This window comes from Pectobacterium odoriferum (genome assembly GCF_009931295.1).
In the GTDB taxonomy this organism is placed as follows: Bacteria; Pseudomonadota; Gammaproteobacteria; order Enterobacterales; family Enterobacteriaceae; genus Pectobacterium; species Pectobacterium odoriferum.
Genome location: NZ_CP034938.1, coordinates 182,150 through 201,925 on the forward strand (window position 1 = coordinate 182,150; position 19,776 = coordinate 201,925).

19 protein-coding genes are annotated in these 19,776 nt (G+C 54.0%); 6 read left to right on the forward strand and 13 right to left on the reverse strand.

The genetic code is table 11. The annotated features are described in order from the left end of the window. Nucleotides 1–222: 222 nt before the first annotated feature. Both EO763_RS00775 and EO763_RS00780 read left to right on the forward strand, forming a co-directional pair. On the forward strand, nucleotides 223–2,394 hold the full coding sequence (locus EO763_RS00775) for a PA5441 family protein (protein ID WP_161527788.1): 2,172 nt from the start codon (nucleotides 223–225) through the stop codon (nucleotides 2,392–2,394). Next, nucleotides 2,364–3,164, forward strand: coding sequence for a DUF3142 domain-containing protein (locus EO763_RS00780; RefSeq protein WP_161527789.1), 801 nt, complete (start codon nucleotides 2,364–2,366; stop codon nucleotides 3,162–3,164). The genes EO763_RS00775 and EO763_RS00780 overlap by 31 nt, the downstream gene beginning before the upstream one ends. Nucleotides 3,165–3,174: 10 nt before the next feature. Here the strand turns inward: EO763_RS00780 and EO763_RS00785 are convergent, their stop codons facing one another. After that, nucleotides 3,175–3,639: a tRNA (cytidine(34)-2'-O)-methyltransferase gene (locus tag EO763_RS00785; protein WP_039491872.1), complete on the reverse strand. Its 465-nt coding sequence runs from the start codon at nucleotides 3,637–3,639 to the stop codon at nucleotides 3,175–3,177. A 445-nt stretch (nucleotides 3,640–4,084) separates the two neighbouring features. On the opposite strand from EO763_RS00785, the gene aguB reads away from it, so the two are divergent. Next, nucleotides 4,085–4,969, forward strand: a complete 885-nt coding sequence (gene aguB, locus EO763_RS00790; RefSeq protein ID WP_039474891.1) for an N-carbamoylputrescine amidase — start codon at nucleotides 4,085–4,087, stop codon at nucleotides 4,967–4,969. A gap of 3 nt (nucleotides 4,970–4,972) precedes the next feature. Next, the gene (aguA, locus tag EO763_RS00795) at nucleotides 4,973–6,091 is read left to right on the forward strand and encodes an agmatine deiminase (RefSeq protein WP_161527790.1); all 1,119 of its coding nucleotides are present in this window, start codon (nucleotides 4,973–4,975) and stop codon (nucleotides 6,089–6,091) included. A 119-nt stretch (nucleotides 6,092–6,210) separates the two neighbouring features. On the opposite strand, the gene tpiA is transcribed toward aguA, so the two are convergent. Together tpiA and EO763_RS00805 are read right to left on the reverse strand one after the other, a co-directional pair. Beyond that, nucleotides 6,211–6,978 (reverse strand): triose-phosphate isomerase, encoded by a 768-nt coding sequence (tpiA, locus tag EO763_RS00800; RefSeq protein ID WP_039491869.1) that lies wholly within the window; start codon nucleotides 6,976–6,978, stop codon nucleotides 6,211–6,213. Between the two features lie 148 nt (nucleotides 6,979–7,126). After that, nucleotides 7,127–7,726, reverse strand: a complete 600-nt coding sequence (locus tag EO763_RS00805) for a YiiQ family protein (protein WP_161527791.1) — start codon at nucleotides 7,724–7,726, stop codon at nucleotides 7,127–7,129. Between the two features lie 237 nt (nucleotides 7,727–7,963). On the opposite strand from EO763_RS00805, the gene EO763_RS00810 reads away from it, so the two are divergent. After that, entirely contained in the window at nucleotides 7,964–8,386 is a 423-nt protein-coding gene (locus EO763_RS00810) for a DUF805 domain-containing protein (RefSeq protein WP_010281540.1), read from the forward strand. 17 nt (nucleotides 8,387–8,403) lie between these two features. Here the strand turns inward: EO763_RS00810 and fpr are convergent, their stop codons facing one another. From fpr to EO763_RS00830, 4 genes are all read right to left on the reverse strand, one after another. Then, the gene (gene fpr, locus EO763_RS00815) at nucleotides 8,404–9,150 is read right to left on the reverse strand and encodes a ferredoxin--NADP(+) reductase (RefSeq protein WP_044204233.1); all 747 of its coding nucleotides are present in this window, start codon (nucleotides 9,148–9,150) and stop codon (nucleotides 8,404–8,406) included. Nucleotides 9,151–9,255: 105 nt separating this feature from the next. Then, nucleotides 9,256–10,266: a class II fructose-bisphosphatase gene (glpX, locus tag EO763_RS00820; protein ID WP_161527792.1), complete on the reverse strand. Its 1,011-nt coding sequence runs from the start codon at nucleotides 10,264–10,266 to the stop codon at nucleotides 9,256–9,258. A gap of 255 nt (nucleotides 10,267–10,521) precedes the next feature. Then, entirely contained in the window at nucleotides 10,522–12,033 is a 1,512-nt protein-coding gene (gene glpK, locus EO763_RS00825) for a glycerol kinase GlpK (protein ID WP_039491860.1), read from the reverse strand. Between the two features lie 53 nt (nucleotides 12,034–12,086). Further along, a complete protein-coding gene (locus EO763_RS00830; protein WP_161527793.1) occupies nucleotides 12,087–12,926 on the reverse strand; it encodes an MIP/aquaporin family protein in 840 nt (279 codons plus the stop codon). Between the two features lie 547 nt (nucleotides 12,927–13,473). Here EO763_RS00830 and zapB point away from each other — a divergent pair. Continuing rightward, nucleotides 13,474–13,713 (forward strand): septal ring assembly protein ZapB, encoded by a 240-nt coding sequence (gene zapB / locus EO763_RS00835; RefSeq protein ID WP_161527794.1) that lies wholly within the window; start codon nucleotides 13,474–13,476, stop codon nucleotides 13,711–13,713. Nucleotides 13,714–13,971: 258 nt separating this feature from the next. On the opposite strand, the gene rraA is transcribed toward zapB, so the two are convergent. The 6 genes from rraA to cytR form a co-directional block, all read right to left on the reverse strand. Further along, nucleotides 13,972–14,457 carry a ribonuclease E activity regulator RraA gene (gene rraA / locus EO763_RS00840; RefSeq protein ID WP_010281528.1) on the reverse strand — a complete coding sequence of 162 codons (486 nt, stop codon included), beginning with the start codon at nucleotides 14,455–14,457 and terminating at the stop codon, nucleotides 13,972–13,974. Nucleotides 14,458–14,591: 134 nt separating this feature from the next. Continuing rightward, entirely contained in the window at nucleotides 14,592–15,509 is a 918-nt protein-coding gene (locus EO763_RS00845) for a 1,4-dihydroxy-2-naphthoate polyprenyltransferase (protein ID WP_161527795.1), read from the reverse strand. A 145-nt stretch (nucleotides 15,510–15,654) separates the two neighbouring features. Further along, nucleotides 15,655–16,986, reverse strand: coding sequence for an HslU--HslV peptidase ATPase subunit (gene hslU / locus EO763_RS00850; protein WP_161527796.1), 1,332 nt, complete (start codon nucleotides 16,984–16,986; stop codon nucleotides 15,655–15,657). Nucleotides 16,987–16,995: 9 nt separating this feature from the next. Then, nucleotides 16,996–17,526, reverse strand: coding sequence for an ATP-dependent protease subunit HslV (gene hslV, locus EO763_RS00855; RefSeq protein WP_005973334.1), 531 nt, complete (start codon nucleotides 17,524–17,526; stop codon nucleotides 16,996–16,998). A 207-nt stretch (nucleotides 17,527–17,733) separates the two neighbouring features. After that, entirely contained in the window at nucleotides 17,734–18,594 is an 861-nt protein-coding gene (gene ftsN / locus EO763_RS00860; RefSeq protein ID WP_161527797.1) for a cell division protein FtsN, read from the reverse strand. An 88-nt stretch (nucleotides 18,595–18,682) separates the two neighbouring features. Further along, on the reverse strand, nucleotides 18,683–19,693 hold the full coding sequence (cytR, locus tag EO763_RS00865) for a DNA-binding transcriptional regulator CytR (RefSeq protein WP_419538876.1): 1,011 nt from the start codon (nucleotides 19,691–19,693) through the stop codon (nucleotides 18,683–18,685). Nucleotides 19,694–19,776: the final 83 nt, after the last annotated feature.

The window sequence follows — 19,776 nt, forward strand, 5'->3', positions numbered from 1 at the left end:
ATTAGTAGATATAAATTTCCATAATAGATAAACAAAAAATAAGGAAAATAAAGGTTTCCAAATTAGAAAGCATTACAGCAATTATTTCTTCCGCAGGTCAGGTTACCGTTTCCTATTGACACTAGACCGTGCACTGCATTGCGTTTTTTGTACGAGTGCGTAGAGTGATCGCCACTCATGCCGAAAACAGGCAAGACCCGTGTTGAATGAAGGATACAAACCATGAAAGGAGTAACGCTGCTGGCCGTACTGACCGCGTTAATGAGCAGTCAGGCATTCAGTTCCAGCGATGGAGTGTGCGGCTTTTCCGACTCGGAATGTGGTGTGTCCGGCCTGCCCTATTTGCAGCCGGGCAACGACACGCGTGCTAACCTGATGTTGCTGCAAAGCCGTCTCCACAATATGTCGCTTCCGTTACCCCATCCTTTACCCGATCAAACGCGTTCACGTATCGACCCTTTCACAGCCTACCGGGTCATGGGGATTGCGGCTACGGAAGAGGTTCCTTCGTCAGGTTCAGCGGAGGATATCACGGCAGATGCGCCTTACCTTTCAACACTGAATAAAGCGAAGCAACTTAACCTTCCTTTAGCCGTTCAGGGCACGATCTCCACGTTTTCGCCTGACGATAACGAAGGACGCCATATTTCCAATGCGCTCTCCACGCTGGAAGCGTTTTTCGATGTCCTGCTGGCTGACACACAGCTCACCAATGAGCAACGCACGCTGCTGGCACATCAGCGGGTGAATCTCCTCAACCCGCTGTATACCAAAGAGGCGCTGAACGAGGGTCTCGCAAGCCTGCCGGATGAAGGACATGCCGGCGCACTTAATCAGTATCTGTTCGCGGTTCTCGCGTTTTATCAGGGGTACTTTGATGAGGCAGAAAGCGGCTTTGAGGCGTTAACGTCTTCATCGCAGCCGTGGGTGGCCGAAACGTCGCGCTACATGTTGATTCGCGTAGCGATCAATAAAGCAATGGAAAACGCGCTTGATGAATACAACATGTTTGATGCCAGTAAAGCCGATAAAGCGGCTGCACAGCTGGCCGTTCAGCATATTGGCGACTATCTGAAACAGTATCCAGACGGGCAATACATCGAGTCCGCTAACGGGCTGTACCGCCGCGCTTACTGGATTCTGGACGATGTGAATGCCTTAGCGAAAACGTACCAACACGAGTTGAACAACACCGCTGACGTCGAAACCCTCCTTGAATTGAGCGACGAGATCGACAACAAGCTGCTGGAAAATCGGCAGTTCACCAGCGCACCGGAAAGCGCACCGTTGACGATGGTGCAAGATCTCAAGCGCTTGCGTTCCGATGAAGGCTGGTTGGCGCTGCCCGCCTTATCCGTTGACGAACTGGCCGCACAGAAGCCGCTGTTTGCGCAAGACAACATGCAGGGCGCATTCAGCTACCTTCAGGCGGCACAGCTGTTTTATGGTCAAAAAGATTACGCCGCCGTGGTTAACAGCGTTCCCGCGACACAGGCGAACGATCTGACCGATACCGTGCGTTTCAGCCTGCAAGTCTTACGCGGTCGGGCGCTGGTCCGTCTGGAGCGCTGGGATGAGGCGGAAGCGCACTGGCGTCAGTTGCTAACGCGCAATACGGGATACACGCAAAATCAGTTCCTGCAACTGGCGCTGGCGGAAACGCTGGTCAAGGCGGGTCATCCAGAGCGGATCTTTGCCGCCGACAGCCCGGTGAAAAACCTGCGTTTCCGCTCCGCCGTGCTGAAAGTTAGCGCCAACGCCGAGCTGTTGCGTCAGCAAACGGGCCCGCAGCAAACCCATGAAGAACGGGCTATCGCGCTGCATACGCTGTTAACCAAGTCGCTGACCCACGGTGATTACGCCGGCTATCTCAAAGACGTTCAGTTGAGGAAAGACATTGCGCCGCTGATCAGCAGCGAAAATCAAAGCTGGAATCAGGAAGATCTGACGGCATTTGACTGGGACGGTAGCGACACCGAAGAAGACTATCAGTGCCCGGCGCTGAATGACGTGGTCACGACGCTAAATCAACGCCCTAATGACGCTCGTTCGATTAACTGCCTCGGCGAATTTTTCCTGCGCACCAACAACAGCGTGGGCTTCGACTGGGGAGAAGGCAGCATGTTGAGCGGACTCACCAACGCGCCAACGCAGTTCGTCGGTACCGAATATAACCGTCTGGATGGTTACATGCGGGTGATTGCCGATCCGAAAGCGCCACCGGAAGACAAAACCTATGCCTTGTATCGCGCGGTCTACTGCTATGCACCGAGTGGCTATAACGACTGCGGCCCACAGGATATCAGCAAGGCAACCCGCAAAGCCTGGTTTACCCAACTGAAAACCAAGTACAAAGGCAGCGTGTGGGCAGACAAGCTCGATTATTACTGGTAACGCCGTTAATCGTGTTGACCGGCCTGCTTTCGCTCTGTACGCGGGCCGCTCCCGTTAACGTTGCACCTTCCGCCATCAACGCGGCGCACGCCATCGTCGACGCGACGCGCTATCAGGACTTCTGGCTATGGGCGGCGGTGCGACCCCAGCCGATTCTGCATCAGGCACAAACGCTGTACCTGCATCAGGGTGAAGTGGGGCGCCGTCAGGGTAAAGTCGTGTTCCTGCGTCAGGGGATTCCGCCCAGCCAATTGCGCGTTAACCGCGTCTGGCTGGCTTTTCGCATGACCACGCTGGAGCTTTCCGATCGCCACCTGAACCGGATATTAAAATTACGGGAAAAGTGGCAGCGTCAGGGGAATCAAGTTGCTGGGATTCAGATCGATTTTGACGCGAAAAGCTATCAGTTGGCAGGTTATGTCGCATTTCTGACGCAATTACGCGAGCGTTTACCCGAAGATTGTCAGCTCAGTATTACGGGGCTGCTCGATTGGTCGAAAACCGGGGATGTGTCGGCGTTGAACCGCTTACAGGGCAAGCTGGATGAAGTGGTGGTGCAGACCTATCAGGGACGCAGCACCATTACCAACTACGCCGAATACCTGCCCGCGCTGATGAAGCTGACCCTGCCTTTCCGGGTCGGGCTGGTGCAACACGGCAAGTGGGAACCGCAGTGGCAGCAGCGCCTTGCCACTTCACCGTATTATCGCGGGGAAGTGGTGTTTCTGGTGAATCCACCCCTGAAAAAATCCGCCAACGGCAGACTGTAGCAAGCAACAGCTATAGGCAGCCGCCAAAGCCATTTTGCCGCCAGGCTTCGTAGCTAATGATCGCCACGGCATTCGACAGATTCAGGCTACGGTTATTAGACTGCATGGGAATGCGGATACGGAAATCCGACTCAAAGCCGTTACGAATCTCGTCTGGCAGGCCGGACGTTTCCGATCCAAACAGCAATACATCACCTAGCTGGTAGGTCGGCTGATCGTAGGGACGGCTACCTTTGGTCGTACAGGCGAAGATGCGTTTGCCGGGAACCGCAGCCAGAAAATCCTGATAGTTTTTATGACGGCTGACGTTCGCCAGATCGTGATAATCCAGTCCCGCACGGCGCAGCTTTTTCTCTTCAAAATCAAAACCCAGCGGTTCAATCAAATGAAGCGTACAGCCGTTATTGGCCGCCAGTCGGATAATATTGCCGGTATTCGGTGCAATTTGAGGCTCATAGAGCGCGATATGGAACATGAGATAGCGTCAACCACGAAGAAAAATTCCGCCGCAGTATAACGCATTCCCACGGGGCAGCCCAAAACCTGTGCGCTCGGATTGCGCAAACGCTTTACTCTTTTATTCCGTTACTACCGTTTTACGTCCTGCAAGTAGGTTTGCCACCGGTCTGGATCGTCGTGAAAAAGGCGGTTTTTCTTTTCGGCCCGTCACGCGAGATCATGCATTTTCAGCATAGTGAAGTCTCGCCATTAACTGGCATAATGCGCATGTCATTTTCGGTCAATACCTTAACGGGGGGGATTCCCGTCGGGCATGAGTCGGCGTGTTGGCCTACACTCGTTAGGGTCGCGCCTGTTGGTGCCGATGCATGATAGCGCTCATTGCCGAGAAAAGTGCTTACTTGCCAATATCTGCCCGGCGTGAAAGGGCGGGTATACATAGAGATTATTGAGGTTTTCGCATGAAAAAAGTTACCGTTGCCGCAACACAAATGGCGTGTTCCTGGGATCTGCCTAAGAACATTGAAAACGCCGAAAAACTGGTGCGACAAGCGCATGCAAAAGGCGCACAGGTTATCCTGATTCAGGAACTGTTTGCCGCACCGTATTTCTGTATCGATCAAAGCCCGGAGCACTATGCGCTGGCGCAGGAGCTGGAAACCAGCCCGCTGATTAAGCATTTTTCCGCACTGGCGGCGGAGCTGAACGTGGTGCTGCCGTTGAGCTTCTTTGAGCGTGCCAATAACGCCTATTACAACTCGCTGGTGATGATTGACGCGGACGGCTCCGTGCTGGACGTTTATCGCAAAACGCACATTCCGAATGGCCCTGCGTATCAGGAAAAGCAATTCTTCATTCCGGGCGATACCGGCTTTAAAGTCTGGCAGACGCGCTACGCAAAAATCGGCGTGGGCATTTGCTGGGATCAGTGGTTCCCAGAAACCGCACGCAGCCTGGCGTTGCAGGGTGCCGAGCTGATTTTCTATCCGACCGCGATTGGTTCTGAACCCGCTTACCCAGACATCGACAGCCAGCCGCACTGGACCCGCGTTCAGCAAGGTCACGCCGCCGCGAATCTGGTGCCGGTAATCGCATCCAACCGTATTGGTACAGAAGCCAGCAAATACATCGATGGTCTGGAAATGACGTTCTACGGCTCGTCCTTCATTGCCGACCAAACGGGTGCGCTGTTGGCACAGGCCAATAAGACGGATGAAGCGATTCTGGTGCATGAATTTGATTTAGAAGCCATTGCGGCACAGCGTGCGTCATGGGGCCTGTTCCGCGACCGTCGCCCGGAAATGTACGGCACGATTGCCACCTCTGACGGCAAGACCCGGAGATAAGTGATGTCACAGTTAGCGACTCCCCCTCTCACCACGCCGCAGCAGGATGGCTTTGCGATGCCCGCCGAATGGGCACCGCATGATGCCGTGTGGATGATTTGGCCGTATCGTACCGATAACTGGCGCGAGCAGGGTGTTCCAGCGCAGAAAACGTTCGCGCGCGTGGCGGAAGCCATCGCCCAGAACACGCCGGTGATCATGGGCGTGCCTGCACGCTACATGGCAGATGCGCAAAAAGTGATGCCGGTGAACGTCACGCTGGTGGAAATGGAAAGTGACGACGCCTGGATGCGTGATACCGGTCCAACCATCGTGCTGAACCAGGCCGGTGAGCGTCGGGGTATCGACTGGCAGTTCAACGCCTGGGGCGGCGAATTGGGCGGTCTGTATGAAGACTGGCGTCAGGATGAGAAAGTGGCGGCACAGGTGCTGGACTATCATCAGGTCGCACGCTATGCCGCGCCGCTGATTCTGGAAGGTGGGTCGATCCATGTTGATGGTGAAGGCACCTTGTTGACTACGGCAGAATGCTTGCTCAATCCGAACCGTAACCCGCATTTGAGCAAGGCGGAAATCGAACAGCTGATGCGTGATTACCTCGATATTTCGACGGTTATCTGGCTGGAAGAAGGCGTGTACAACGACGAAACCGATGGGCATATCGATAACATGTGCTGTTTCGTGCGCCCCGGTGAAGTGGCGCTGCACTGGACGGATGATGAAAACGATCCGCAGTATGTGCGTTCTGTCGCAGCCTATGAGGTGTTGTCGGCCGCGCGGGATGCGCAAGGGCGTGAGTTAAAAATCTGGAAACTGCCTGCACCCGGCCCGCTGTATGCAACCAAAGAGGAAGCGCAGGGCGTGGACAGCGGCGATGCCGTTGAACGCCTTGCCGGTTCCCGTCTGGCGGGTTCTTATGTGAATTTCCTGATCAGCAACCAGCAGATTATTTTCCCGCTGCTGGATGAGAAGACGGATGACGTTGCACGCGATCTGCTGCAACAGATGTTCCCTGGCTACCTGATTAGCGGCGTGCCTGCGCGGGAAATCCTGCTGGGTGGGGGAAATATTCACTGCATTACGCAGCAAATCCCTGCGGCGAAGTCAGCGTTGCGCCGTTAGCAGATTGCTGAAAAGAAGAGGGCGAGTATTTTGCTCGCCATAAAAAAGCCGGTTGGCGCGATAGCGTGAACCGGCTTTTTGATTAGACGAACCTTCGTCCGTCTGTTTTCGATAAACGCTTAGCCGCGTTTAGCGTCGGCTGCGGCTTTCACGATGACAGCGAAGGCGTCAGCTTTCAGTGATGCACCGCCAACCAGCGCGCCATCGATGTCCGGCTGGGTGAACAGCTCGGCCGCATTCGCCGCATTCACAGAACCGCCGTACTGGATGATCACTTGTTCAGCAACGGCAGCATCTTGCTTGGCGATATGGTCACGGATGAATTTGTGAACAGCCTGAGCCTGTGCTGGAGTTGCAGATTTGCCGGTACCGATAGCCCATACAGGTTCGTAGGCGACAACGGTGTTTTCAAACGCTTTCGCGCCCAGTGTATTCAGCACAGCGTCCAGTTGACGCGCACAGACGGCTTCCGTCTGGCCCGCTTCGTTTTCTGCTTCAGTTTCGCCAATGCACAGCACCGGAATCAGGCCCGCGTCTTTCAGCACGCCAAATTTCTTCGCAATGAATTCATCGCTTTCTTTGTGGTAGGTGCGGCGCTCAGAGTGGCCGATGATGATGTATTTCGCGCCGATGTCTTTCAGCATCTCGGCAGACGTTTCACCGGTGAAAGCGCCAGAAAGATTCACGTCAACATTCTGCGCGCCCAGAGCAATGCGGCTGCCAGCCAGTTGGTGATTAGCCTGATCGAGATAGATAGCAGGTGGTGCAATCGCTACACCACAGCCGTCAACGGTGCTGAGCGCTTTACGCAGGCCCGCAATCAGTTCGTTGACCATGTGAGTGCTGCCGTTCAGCTTCCAGTTACCCATAACTAATGGATGTCGCATCTTTTTTCCTCCAGCCGGAATCGCGAATGAATCAATATGTTAATGAATCAATGCATTAAAGTACTGCCGTCAGGCAATATAACCTGCCCACAGTATAGAGACGAAATGTGACCGTGGCTCTGTTTTTCGTCATTAATTACCGTGTTGATCACGGTTCAGATAGCGTTAGCTTAATCGGTTCAACAGCAAAAGTTAGCCCTTTTTCACCATCATCTGCAACAACATAACGCAAGGCTCCTTCTGTCTGCTGGTAAAAGCGCTGTCCTTTGCCTTTTCCCAGCAGTTCGGTGACTTTTTTCACACTCTGTTCTTCCGTCAGTGATGGTGCGAACGTGCGTGCCAGCGCAGCCATATAGTCGATGGCTTGCTTACGACGCACTGTGGTTTCTTGTTCGCTCTGCGGCTGCGGCAACCAGGTAATTTGCAGCGTTTTGATTTTCCCAGTGCCTTTTTCCAGCGCGGTTGAGGCATAGAGGTGATCGTTGATTCGGTTGGCTGCACGGGTCAAGATGCTGGTGATGTTACTGGTATCGACAACCCGAAATTCACCGATCGGTAGCGTAGGGTTGCTCAGGTTGTAGCGAGAACGGAACTGCGTGATGGTTTGATCGAAGGTGGGGGCACCAGCCAGCAGATACGGCGCATTGGCTGAGGTTTTGGGCGGAAACGTCGGATCGGCTCCCGCATGAGTCTGGTACAGCACCAGCGATGATAAAACCAAAAGTGAAGCGATGCGTTTTCGTGTCATAGGGATTCGGGTCAGCCACTTCAGAAGATGTCCAGGCCGATAACGGCAGAATACATTCGATTAAAGCGGCATTTGTACGTCGTTGTCAAAAATAGTACGTCGTTGTGAGAAATTGAACGTGGCTGACAAAAATCGCGTAAAGATTGCAGGCAAATACTCGGGTTGAGGTAAAATCAGCCACAATAAAATACAGATTAATTCGGCCAGACTGGCTGATAATTCAGGGCGTTATCGTTAATGACATTACAGCAGTGGTGCTTCTCGTTTAAAGGCCGAGTCGGTCGTCGTGATTTCTGGCTTTGGATGGCGATTTGGGTCGCATTGATGGCGGTGCTGTTTACGCTATCCGGCCAAAGCTGGCTGGATACGCAATCGACGGCGTTTGGTTTGGTGGTATTGCTGTGGCCGACGGCGGCGATTATGGTGAAACGGCTGCATGACCGTAATAAGAGCGGCTGGTGGGCGCTGTTGTTAGTGGTGGCGTGGATGTTGGCCTCGGGGAATTGGACGATGTTTTCGTCCATCTGGCAGTGGGGCATTGGCCGCTTTTTGCCGATCCTGATTGTCGTGATGACGCTGCTCGACTGCGGCGTTTTTCTGGGGACAAAAGGGGAAAATCGTTTTGGAGCAGCGGCGGAACCGTTTCGTTTCCGCCGCTAGTTGGTATAAAACGCGGTTTACCAATAGTTTTCGGCGGTCATATGACCAGGCCTGCGGCGCAGGTGCTTGGTCATTTGACGTTCTTCTTTCAGCAACAGCTGAGTGTCGCGTACCATCTGCGGGTTACCGCACAGCATGACGTGGCTGGTTGCGGCATCCATCGGCAAGCCCACGGCGGCTTCCAGCGTACCGCTGCTGATAAGCTGGGGAATGCGTCCCGTCAGCGAGCCTGTTTCTTCTTCCCGGCTGACGACCGTTTGAATACGCAGTTGACCGTGGTAGCGCTGCTGTAATTGCTGCATCAGCGGCAGATAGCTCAGATCGCGTGAGAAGCGGGCGGCGTGAACCAGCACGATGTTCTTAAAACGCTCCAGACCCTTGCCTTCCTGAAGAATCGACAGGTAAGGGCCAATGCCCGTGCCTGTTGCCAACATCCACAGCGTTTCACAATCAGGCACTTCTTCCAGCACGAAAAAGCCGGCAGCCTCTTTGACGATCATGACGTCTGAACCGGGCTGCAACGCATGCAGATGAGGACTGAGCTTACCTTCTGGCACCGTCACCAGATAGAACTCAAGCGTGGGATCGCTGGGCGCATTCACGTAGGAATACGCGCGCTGCACTTTCTCGCCATCAATCTCCAGCGCCAGTTTGCCATACTGCCCAGCAGTGAATGCATCAGCGGGCGCGTGAACCCGAATGCTAAACAGACTTTCTGTCCAGTTTTCCACCTGAACCACCTTGCCTGTCACCCATTCAGCCATATTTTTCTGCTCCTGTTGCTTGCATTAGACGCTAAAAATTCACGTGCCTAAGATACGCCATTTATTAACAACTGTGAAACAATCAGTCTGCCGATCGGTGGTCAGCTACAGCAGGAATTCGTGCAGCATGCGATCCTTACGATCCAGATAGTGCGTCGATTTAATGCGACGGATCGTGCGGGATTTGCCGCGGATCAGCAGCGTTTCCGTGGTGGCCATGTTGCCTTTACGCGCGATTCCGTCCAGCAAATCACCTTTGGTTATGCCGGTCGCGGAGAAAATCACGTTATCGTTGCGCGCCATGTCATCAAGCTTGAGGACACCACCCGCTTCGATGCCCATTTGGCGGCAGCGTGCCAGCTCATCTTCACCGATGCGGCGGTTTTCAGCGCTATCGCCTTTGACCTGATGACGTGCCAGCAAACGTCCCTGCATATCGCCATCAAGTGCGCGAATAACGGCTGCTGAAATCACGCCTTCGGGTGCTCCGCCGATGCCGTACAGCACGTCAACTTCGCTGTCCGGCATGCTGGTGAGGATGGATGCGGCGACGTCGCCGTCTGGAATCGCGAACACCTTCACGCCCAACTGCTGCATATCCGCGATACAGGCATCGTGGCGCGGTTTAGCGAGTATAGTCACCGTTAACTGGCTCAGCGGTTTACCCAGCTTCAGTGCGACATTACGCAGGTTGTCCGCCAGCGGCAGGTTGAGGTCAATCGCGCCTTTTGCCTCGGGGCCGACAATCAGCTTTTCCATGTACATGTCTGGCGCGTGCAAAAACGTGCCTTTTTCGCCAACGGCCAGCACGGCCAGCGCATTCGCCTGACCCATTGCCGTCATCCGCGTGCCTTCAATCGGATCGACGGCGATGTCTACGGCATCGCCCTGACCAGTGCCGACCTGTTCGCCGATGAACAGCATAGGCGCTTCGTCGATTTCCCCTTCGCCGATGACAATCTGACCGTTGATATTGACCTGATTCAGCATGATGCGCATTGCCTGTACGGCAGCGTTGTCGGCGGCATTCTTATCGCCACGCCCTAACCACTTATAGCCTGCCAGTGCGGCTGCTTCGGTGACGCGTGAGAACTCAATGGCTAATTCACGTTTCATAAATACCTGTCTGTTGTCGATCGGGAAAAGGTGCGGCCTTATGTTAGCCACTTAAGCATGGATTTAGGGGAAACACGGTGATGAGGTTCCCGCAGGGACGCCTCGCACCGTGGTCGCCCCGGTATCTCGGTTCTTAAACGATCAACATTAGGATGTGGGCGAGGATTTTATCACAACGGGGGAGAGTGGCGGTTGGGCGATAGGGAAAAAACGGGCACGACAGGCGCGCCCGTTGTTGATGGATTAGTGGATGGATTAGGCGTCGTGATCTTCCCAGCTACGGGCACGAGCCACGGCTTTTTGCCAGCCGCTGTAGCGAACGTTGCGCTCTACCGTTTCGATGCTGGGGCGGAATTCCCGCTCGATAGTCGCTTTGCTCTTCACTTCATCCAGATCGTTCCAGAAGCCAGTAGCAAGGCCAGCCAGGAACGCAGCACCCAGCGCCGTGGATTCACGTACTTCTGGACGTTCCACGCGTGTACCGAGGATATCGGACTGGAACTGCATCAGGAAGTTGTTGGCGACCGCGCCACCGTCGACACGCAGCGCTTTCAGGCGCGTATCGGCATCCGCCTGCATGGCATCCAGTACATCGCGGGTCTGGAAGGCAATCGATTCCAGCGTTGCGCGGATGATGTGGTTAGCATTCACGCCACGGGTCAGACCGAAGATCGCGCCACGGGCATACGGGTCCCAGTAAGGGGCACCCAAACCGGTGAAGGCGGGGACGACATAGACGCCGTTAGAATCCTTCACTTTCGTCGCGAAGTATTCGGAGTCCATTGAGTCGCCGATCAGCTTCAGCTCGTCACGCAGCCATTGGATGGATGCGCCACCGACGAACACCGAGCCTTCCAGTGCGTAGTTAACTTCGCCGCGTGGGCCACAGGCGATAGTGGTCAGCAGTCCGTGTTTGGACAGCACCGCTTCTTTACCCGTGTTCATCAGCAGGAAGCAGCCCGTGCCGTAGGTGTTTTTCGCCATACCCGGATGAACGCAGAGCTGGCCGTACAACGCCGCCTGCTGGTCACCTGCGATACCGGCGATCGGAATACGCGTACCGCCTTTACCGCCAATGTTGGTCTGGCCGTAGACTTCTGAAGACGCGCGCACTTCCGGCAGCATCTCACGCGGGATATCCAGCGCTTCCAGCATGCGGGTATCCCATTCCAGCGTATGAATGTTAAACAGCATGGTGCGGGAGGCGTTGGTGTAATCCGTTACGTGAACACGCCCTTGCGTCATTTTCCAAATCAGCCAGGTATCGATGGTACCAAACAGCAGTTCGCCGCGTTTGGCGCGTTCACGGGAGCCTTCAACGTGATCCAGAATCCATTTCACTTTGGTGCCGGAGAAGTAGGGATCGACCACCAGCCCGGTGGTGTTGCGAACGTACTCTTCCAGACCGTCTTTCTTCAGCTTTTCGCAAATTTCAGCGGTACGACGACATTGCCAGACGATGGCGTTATAAATCGGCTTGCCGCTCTCCTTTTCCCATACGACGGTGGTTTCACGCTGGTTGGTGATACCAATGCCCGCGACTTCATCCGCGTTGATATCGGCTTTAGCCAGCACTTCGACCAGCGTTGAGCTTTGTGATGCCCAAATCTCCATTGGGTCGTGTTCTACCCAACCTGCTTTTGGATAGATTTGGGTGAATTCACGCTGTGAAACGCTAACGATATTGGCATCGTGGTCCAGTACGACAGCACGGGAGCTGGTTGTGCCCTGGTCGATTGCGACAATGTATTTTTTTTCCGGGTTCATAAATCCAATCCTGTAATGATTAACCGTGAAATAGGATGGTCGTGGCGTTAAGTTTAACGGCTTTCACGACGGGGGGGAGTTTCTGCCTCGGGTTCACACACATCGCATGGCAGATTGCGGCCAATCAGTGCGCGATAGCCGAAGGCACCCAGACAGGCACCGATAATGGGGCCGAAGATGGGAACCAGGAAGTAAGGAATGTCGCGTGCGCCGGTGAAGGCCACGTTGCCCCAGCCCGCCAGGAAAGCGAACAGCTTAGGGCCAAAGTCACGCGCTGGGTTAAGGGCGAAGCCGGTCAGCGGCCCCATAGACGCACCGATAACGGCAATCAAAATACCGATTAGCAGGGGAGCAAGTGGCCCGCGTGGGATGCCGTTACCATCATCGGTCAGCGCCAGAATCAGACACATCAAGATGGCGGTGATGACGGTCTCAACCAGCAGTGCCTGCATGACGGAAATGTGCGGATTTGGATAGGTTGAGAAAATGCCCGCTAAACTCAGGCTTTCCGTGCTGCCGCGCACTATATTGTTGGCTTGTTCAAAATCCACGAACAGATTGTGATACAGACCATAGACCAGTGCGGCGGCACAAAAGGCCCCTGCAATCTGCGCCAGAATGTAAGGTACAACCTTACGCCCATCGAAGCAGGCAAACAGCCACAGGGCAATAGTGACAGCTGGGTTGAGGTGAGCACCGGAAATGGCGGCGGTCAGGTAGATTGCCATCGCAACCCCCAGACCCCAAATGATGCTGATTTCCCACTGTCCGAAGCTGGCTCCCGCCAGTTTCAAGGCGGCGACACAGCCGACACCGAAGAAAATCAGCAGGCCAGTGCCGAGAAACTCGGCGATGCACTGGCCTTTTAGCGTTGAACGTTCTGCTTGGCTCATATTTTTTTCCTGCTGGGTAACGTACAGAGTGGTAGGTCTAAGGATACCGTTGGGGGCATCCTCTGTTTTAAATGTATTTATGATGTGAATTTATCGTTAATGCTCGAAATCGAGAAATATCGAAATTGAAATGTGTGTTGTTCGTCAAGAAAATGAGCGTATTCGCCTATAAAATGACTGGTGATGATTTTTTGCACACGATTGATAGTAACGCTCAGGTTAAATTTATTAACACAATAGGAGTAATGGGGAAGCGAACAGGAGTCGTTTTCAGTTTGCGCCGCTCATTTTTCCGTTTCGGTTGCCCATTTTTCAGTTTGTACTGATAGTGTTACGTAAGAAAAGCTGCCACACTCGCGTAGTGGGGGATGTGCGCTAGACACGTGGCGGTTAGCTACATACAATTTCGCTATGGTCTGTCTTGCCAGCTGTCCCGCAGTCAAGATTATGTTTATGGGCGGATGGCGACACCGTTGGTGTTGGTTACAGAGTCCGAAAGCCAGCGTTAACCGATCTTTGCCTTGTTGCGATTAAAAGGGGTTTGAGAATGTCATTTGAAGTGTTTGAAAAGCTGGAAGCGAAAGTTCAGCAGGCGATTGATACCATCACGCTGTTGCAAATGGAAATTGAAGAGCTGAAAGAGCAGAACAACGCGCTGTCGCAGGATGTTCAGGCGGCAGCGGGTTCACGTGAAACGCTAGTGCGCGAGAACGAGCAGTTGAAAGAAGAGCAAGTGGTATGGCAAGAGCGCCTGCGCGCGCTGTTAGGCAAAATGGAAGAAGTCTAATCGGACTTTTGACAGCCGGAGAAGCCTATTTCACTGAATTAGAACGGTGATAATGGGATAGAAGAGTAAAGCGTCCGCGCCAGGGACAAAAGCGTCAATGACGCTTTTGAACGTCGCTTGCGACGGCCCTGTAAGGCTGAATCTCAGGATGAGATTCATATTGCGCGGCTCGAGCGTACAGGGATGTATTCACAGCGTCTTTACGATCTACCCATTATCATCGCTCGACGTGATAAATTCCCTGAAAATTCAACGATATTATTCAATATCCAGCGGGTCTTCCGCCAAAATAATACCGGTATTATCGGCATACAGATGGTCACCGGAGAAGAAGGTGACGCCGCCGAAGTTGACGCGAATATCGCTCTCGCCGATGCCTTCGCTACCCGCGCCGACCGGAATGGCCGCCATCGCCTGAATACCGATATCCAGCTCAGCCAAATCGTCAACCTGACGCACCGCGCCATAAACGACAATGCCTTCCCACTCGTTTTGCGTCGCCAACCGGGCGATTTCCGCGTTGATCAACGCGCGGCGCACCGATCCCCCGCCATCGACCAAAAGCACGCGCCCGAGGCCGTTTTCTTCAAGGAGATCGAACAGCAGGCCGTTATCTTCAAAACATTTCACCGTGGTGATTTTGCCACCAAATGAAGTACGCCCGCCAAAATTAGAGAACAGAGGCTCAACAACATTCACCTCTTCGTGGTAGATATCGCACAGTTCGGAAGTATCGTATTTCATAGGATTCACGTCTGTTTGCCGCCGGAATCATGAGTATATCCCTTTCTGGCGGCTGTTGGCAAAATCATCAAATGTTAACTTGATGCGTATCAGTAAATACGCGCTGCTTTTCGCCTGTGCTCACTTTACCCGCACTAACTCAATACCACGCCGACAGCGAACAGAATGTTGGTCAGTAGCGCGCCTTTCACTGTTTTTTCCAGCATCGGGCGCATACTGAATGCGCTGGTTTCACGCAACACATAGCGTGCCTGCTGAATCAGTAACGGGAGCGTCAGAATAAAGAGCCAGCCCGCCAGACTGTGTAGATAAAACGTGGCAAATAGGGCGAGACAAACCGGAGCCAGCAACAGCAGCATCGTGTGGTAGAAGCGCGCTTTTTCCGCACCCAGACGCACTGCCAGCGTGTTCTTTCCACTGATACGATCGTTGTCGATATCGCGCAGATTATTGATATTGAGCACCGCCGTCGCCAATAGACCGCAGGCTGTCGCAGGTAGCATCACGACGCTGTCGAAATGTCCGGTTTGCAGGTAATACGACCCCGCGACGCTGAGCCAGCCGAAAAATATCAGCACCGAGATATCGCCGAGCCCGATGTAGCCATAGGGTTTATTACCGACGGTATAGGTGATAGCGGCGAAAATCGCCAGCAGCCCTAGGATCAGGAAACCGAAGATATCCGCTGGCTTTTCACACGCCAGAATCACCAGGCTCACGCCGGAAATGATGGTGAGCGCCACGGTTACGATTAGCGCATTGCGCAGCTGCGTCAGCGTAATCGCCCCAGTCTGGATGCCGCGCAATGGCCCGATACGTTCCTCGGTGTCGCTGCCTTTTATCGCATCCCCATAGTCGTTCGCCAGATTGGAAAGGATTTGCAGCAGTCCGGCGGTCAACAACGCCAGTAATGCTACGCCCGGTTTAAAGCTGCTATGCCAGCTCGCAATCGCCGAGCCAGTGACGATGGACGCAAAAGCTAATGGCAACGTCTTTGGACGCAGGCTATCCAGCCAGGCTTTGGTTTTGCTGCTATGGGTCGATAAGGTCATGGTGTGCTTCAATTTTTATTGACGATTCAATTGCGTGAATCATCCGTTTATAAACAAGAAAAGTCAGTGATGGCGGCGTCAGAAACAAAAGTGGGAGGCCAACGCCTCCCACTTTACCGTTAATCGTGCGATCCGCGAAAACGGATTATAAGATAAATCGACTCAGATCTTCATCTGCTACTAATTCATCCAGATGATTACGTACGTAATCTGCGTCAATGGTAACGCTTTGACCGTTCATTTCGCTGGCGTCGTAAGAGACGTCTTCGATCAGACGCTCCATCACGGTATGCAGACGGCGCGCGCCGATATTCTCAGTGCTTTCGTTTACCTGCCAAGCGGCTTCGGCAATACGGCGGATACCATCGGTGGTGAACGAAATGTCCACGCCTTCCGTCGCCATCAGCGCTTTGTACTGCTCGGTCAGCGAGGCGCTCGGTTCCGTCAGGATGCGCTCGAAATCTTCCGTCGTCAGCGCCTGCAACTCTACGCGAATCGGAAGGCGTCCCTGCAATTCAGGAATCAGATCGGACGGGCTGGCAACCTGGAACGCACCGGACGCGATAAACAGAATATGGTCGGTTTTGACCATGCCGTGCTTGGTCGATACGGTGCAGCCTTCCACCAGCGGCAGCAGGTCGCGCTGAACGCCTTCACGGGAAACATCCGGGCCGGAGCTTTCGCCACGCTTACAGATTTTGTCGATCTCATCGATGAACACGATACCGTGCTGCTCAACGGCTTCAATCGCCTGCTGTTTCAACTCTTCTGGGTTCACCAGCTTGGCGGCTTCTTCTTCTATCAGCAGCTTAAAGGCGTCTTTGATTTTGACCTTACGGGCTTTCTGCTTTTGTCCTGCCAGATTCTGGAACATGGACTGGAGCTGGTTGGTCATCTCTTCCATGCCTGGAGGAGCCATGATCTCTACGCCAACAGGAGCAGCAGCCAGATCGATCTCGATCTCTTTGTCGTCCAACTGGCCTTCACGCAGTTTCTTGCGGAATGCCTGACGTGCGGCGGAAGGCTCCGGTGTGCTTTCTGACTGCCCCCAGTTGTTTTTTGCTGGAGGAATGAGTACATCCAGAATGCGGTCTTCCGCCATCTCTTCCGCACGGAAGCGGTTTTTTTCGATGGACTGAAGGCGCACCATTTTGATCGCGGAATCCGTCAGATCGCGGATGATGGAGTCAACTTCTTTACCGACATAGCCGACTTCGGTGAATTTGGTGGCTTCCACTTTGATGAACGGCGCATTGGCGAGCTTCGCCAGACGACGAGCGATTTCGGTTTTACCGACGCCGGTCGGGCCGATCATGAGAATATTTTTAGGCGTCACTTCATGACGAAGTGCTTCGTCCAACTGCATACGGCGCCAGCGGTTACGCAGCGCGATGGAAACGGCACGTTTCGCTTTATGCTGGCCGATGATATAGCTGTCGAGTTCGCTGACTATCTCGCGCGGGGTCATTTCAGACATAGTTGATCCTTACGCCTTGGAGGCTAATTCTTCTATCGTGTGGAACTGGTTGGTGTAGATACAGATGTCGCCAGCAATCCCCAGAGATTTTTCGACGATATCACGGGCACCCAGCTCGGTGTTTTCCAGTAACGCACGCGCGGCAGCCTGTGCATAAGGACCGCCGGAACCAATCGCGATCAGATCGTTTTCAGGCTGCACGACATCGCCATTACCAGTAATGATCAGCGAGGCATTTTCGTCCGCGACGGCCAGCAAGGCTTCCAGTTTGCGTAGCATACGGTCGGTACGCCAGTCTTTCGCCAGCTCGACGGCAGCTTTTACCAGATGACCCTGGTGCAATTCCAGCTTGCGCTCAAAAAGCTCAAAAAGGGTGAAGGCATCCGCCGTGCCGCCTGCGAAACCGGCGATGACGCGGTCATGGTAGAGGCGACGTACTTTACGCACATTACCTTTCATCACGGTGTTGCCCAGAGTGGCTTGTCCATCACCGCCAATGACCACCTGGCCGTTGCGGCGTACGCTTACAATTGTTGTCACGAGTCAGTCCCCGTTTGAAGAAAAAGACCCCCGCATCACGCGCAATGTTGCTCGTTTAAGTGTGATGCCAGGGAAAATACGGTGTGGGAGTAATGTTTATGATACCCCGCACCGTGCTAGCCCGGTCTCTCGACCCTTAACCGATCGGCATTGCCCACATTACTCGGGGCACATTGACGTTATAGATGGGGGAAAGCGTGGGGTTTTTCAACCCCCGTTGGCAAGAGGAATACAGTTTGATGCGCCCGCGCCTTTTAGACGTTGGAGCATGCTATCTGCCGCAGCACGGTTGTTATAAGGCCCTAGCATAATACGATTCCAGCCACCGCTAGAGGTGATGCGGCTTTCGATGCCCGCAAACGCCAACTGTGCTCTTACTGACTCGGCAGGATCCATGGTTTTGAAGGAGCCGCACTGAATTGCCCAGCGTTGAGTTTTTTCAGCTTTTGGTGCTTCAGGCTGTTTGACTGGCTGTTGCTTCGGCGCTTCCTGTTTTGGTATCTCTTGTTTGGGAACAACAGGCATCGTTTGCGCGACCGCTGGTGCACGCGTTGCAGGTTGTGTCGTCACGACAGGTGGCTGCTGCATCGGTTGAGTTGGCGGCTTAATCGTCACCTGTGAGCGCGGAACCTGCGTCTGGTCGTTATACGGCACCTCGGACAGTTGTGTTGGCTGACGACGCATATCAGACTGCATTTGCTCCAACAGCTGGCGCTGCTCAGCCGTCAACTGTACCGGCGACTGGATTTCTCCACCAGCCGAAGGTTCCGTTGGCGTCGTGACGCCCAACTGACGATTTTCCAGCTCTTTGATGTAACGCCAACGTTCTTCCGGCTTGGGGGGGAGCCCGTTACCTTTGCCCGCGTTCTGATGCGGAAGGACGGGGGACTCTTCGGGTTTATTATGGGCGATGAAGTACAGACCGCCCACGAAGGTGACCAAAACGGCAACAGCGAGCGCGACCATCGTTTTGGACGCACCTGAAGCCTTGCCTTTTTTTCGGCTATTTGTCGTTTTCCGACGCGTTCCTGATGAACGCCCCCGGCTCACGTAGTCTCTTTGTGCCACTGTCGTTTCGCTGTGAATTGATAGGTAATTAACATAATTAGGGGGTCATGTTACTGAACCCTCAAATATTTGACCAGCACCTGAAGTCTTAAAGCCTGTTACGGGCGTAATTCGGGGCGGCGACGCTGTCGCGTATGACCAACTCACTGGACAACAGACGCGAACCACTTTGTACCGTGTTACCTTGCAACTGCTCTAAGAGTAGCAGCATTGCCTCGCGTCCGATCTGATAACGGGGCTGGGCGACAGAGGTCAGAGGAGGCCAGCTGTATTGCGCCTGTTCGATATCATCGAAACCGATAACGGAGAGGTCACGCGGGATATCTAGCCCCATCTTTCTGGCCTGCGCCAGCACGCCCAGCGCCATGAGGTCACTGTGACAGAAGATTGCGCTGGGTGGCTGCGGATGTTGCATCAGCGCAATCAGGCCGTTAATCCCGGTTTCGTAGGTGAAATCGCCCCGAAAGATGTACTGGTTATCGATCAGAATTCCGTTGCGGCGCAAGGCCTGAATGTACCCCTGCAAACGGTATTGGCTCAGGTGCATGTGTTCTGGACCCGCAATGCAGGCGATGCGCTGATGACCCGCCTGATACAGATAATGTACGGCTTCAAAAGCGGCGGTCAGGTTATCGATATGCACGGTGGGCAGCGCCAGATCCGGTGAGAACTCATTCGCCATCACCATCGGCGGCAGATTACGCTGTTCTTCCTGGCCTGCGTCAAACGGCAGATTGGAACCGAGTAATAGCATGCCGTCGATCTGTTTGGTAATAATCAGGTCGACGAAGGTTTTTTCTTTTTGATGTTGGTGAGCGCAATCGCCAATCAACACCAGATAGCCGTGTTCGGCTGCCGTTTCCTCGATCCCGCGAAATATTTCGGAAAAATAAGGATCGCAGATATCCGGGACGATCGTCAGGATCGTACGCGATTCGTTACGCTTGAGATTCCTGTTGAGCGCGTGGGGCGAATAGCCAACGGCGATGACAGCCTGCTCGACCTTCCTACGGGTGGTCGCAGAGACTTTCTCTGGGTTCATTAACGTTCGGGATACGGTAGCGGTGGAAACACCCGCCTCATCCGCCACGTCTTTCATCGTCGCCGTGGTGACGCCTTTCTTCTGCTTCAACGCTTTTCTCCTTGCGTCAGCGTTAACTGGCGCTGACTGCCAGCAGAACG

Bases quoted from the DNA above. Each gene is read 5' to 3' on its own strand.
- EO763_RS00775 (WP_161527788.1), top strand. From the start codon at position 223: ATGAAAGGAGTAACGCTGCTGGCCGTACTGACCGCGTTAATGAGCAGT.
- EO763_RS00785 (WP_039491872.1), bottom strand. From the start codon at position 3,639: ATGTTCCATATCGCGCTCTATGAGCCTCAAATTGCACCGAATACCGGC.
- aguB (WP_039474891.1), top strand. From the start codon at position 4,085: ATGAAAAAAGTTACCGTTGCCGCAACACAAATGGCGTGTTCCTGGGAT.
- aguA (WP_161527790.1), top strand. From the start codon at position 4,973: ATGTCACAGTTAGCGACTCCCCCTCTCACCACGCCGCAGCAGGATGGC.
- tpiA (WP_039491869.1), bottom strand. From the start codon at position 6,978: ATGCGACATCCATTAGTTATGGGTAACTGGAAGCTGAACGGCAGCACT.
- EO763_RS00805 (WP_161527791.1), bottom strand. From the start codon at position 7,726: ATGACACGAAAACGCATCGCTTCACTTTTGGTTTTATCATCGCTGGTG.
- EO763_RS00810 (WP_010281540.1), top strand. From the start codon at position 7,964: ATGACATTACAGCAGTGGTGCTTCTCGTTTAAAGGCCGAGTCGGTCGT.
- fpr (WP_044204233.1), bottom strand. From the start codon at position 9,150: ATGGCTGAATGGGTGACAGGCAAGGTGGTTCAGGTGGAAAACTGGACA.
- glpX (WP_161527792.1), bottom strand. From the start codon at position 10,266: ATGAAACGTGAATTAGCCATTGAGTTCTCACGCGTCACCGAAGCAGCC.
- glpK (WP_039491860.1), bottom strand. From the start codon at position 12,033: ATGAACCCGGAAAAAAAATACATTGTCGCAATCGACCAGGGCACAACC.
- EO763_RS00830 (WP_161527793.1), bottom strand. From the start codon at position 12,926: ATGAGCCAAGCAGAACGTTCAACGCTAAAAGGCCAGTGCATCGCCGAG.
- zapB (WP_161527794.1), top strand. From the start codon at position 13,474: ATGTCATTTGAAGTGTTTGAAAAGCTGGAAGCGAAAGTTCAGCAGGCG.
- rraA (WP_010281528.1), bottom strand. From the start codon at position 14,457: ATGAAATACGATACTTCCGAACTGTGCGATATCTACCACGAAGAGGTG.
- EO763_RS00845 (WP_161527795.1), bottom strand. From the start codon at position 15,509: ATGACCTTATCGACCCATAGCAGCAAAACCAAAGCCTGGCTGGATAGC.
- hslU (WP_161527796.1), bottom strand. From the start codon at position 16,986: ATGTCTGAAATGACCCCGCGCGAGATAGTCAGCGAACTCGACAGCTAT.
- cytR (WP_419538876.1), bottom strand. From the start codon at position 19,693: ATGAAAGACGTGGCGGATGAGGCGGGTGTTTCCACCGCTACCGTATCC.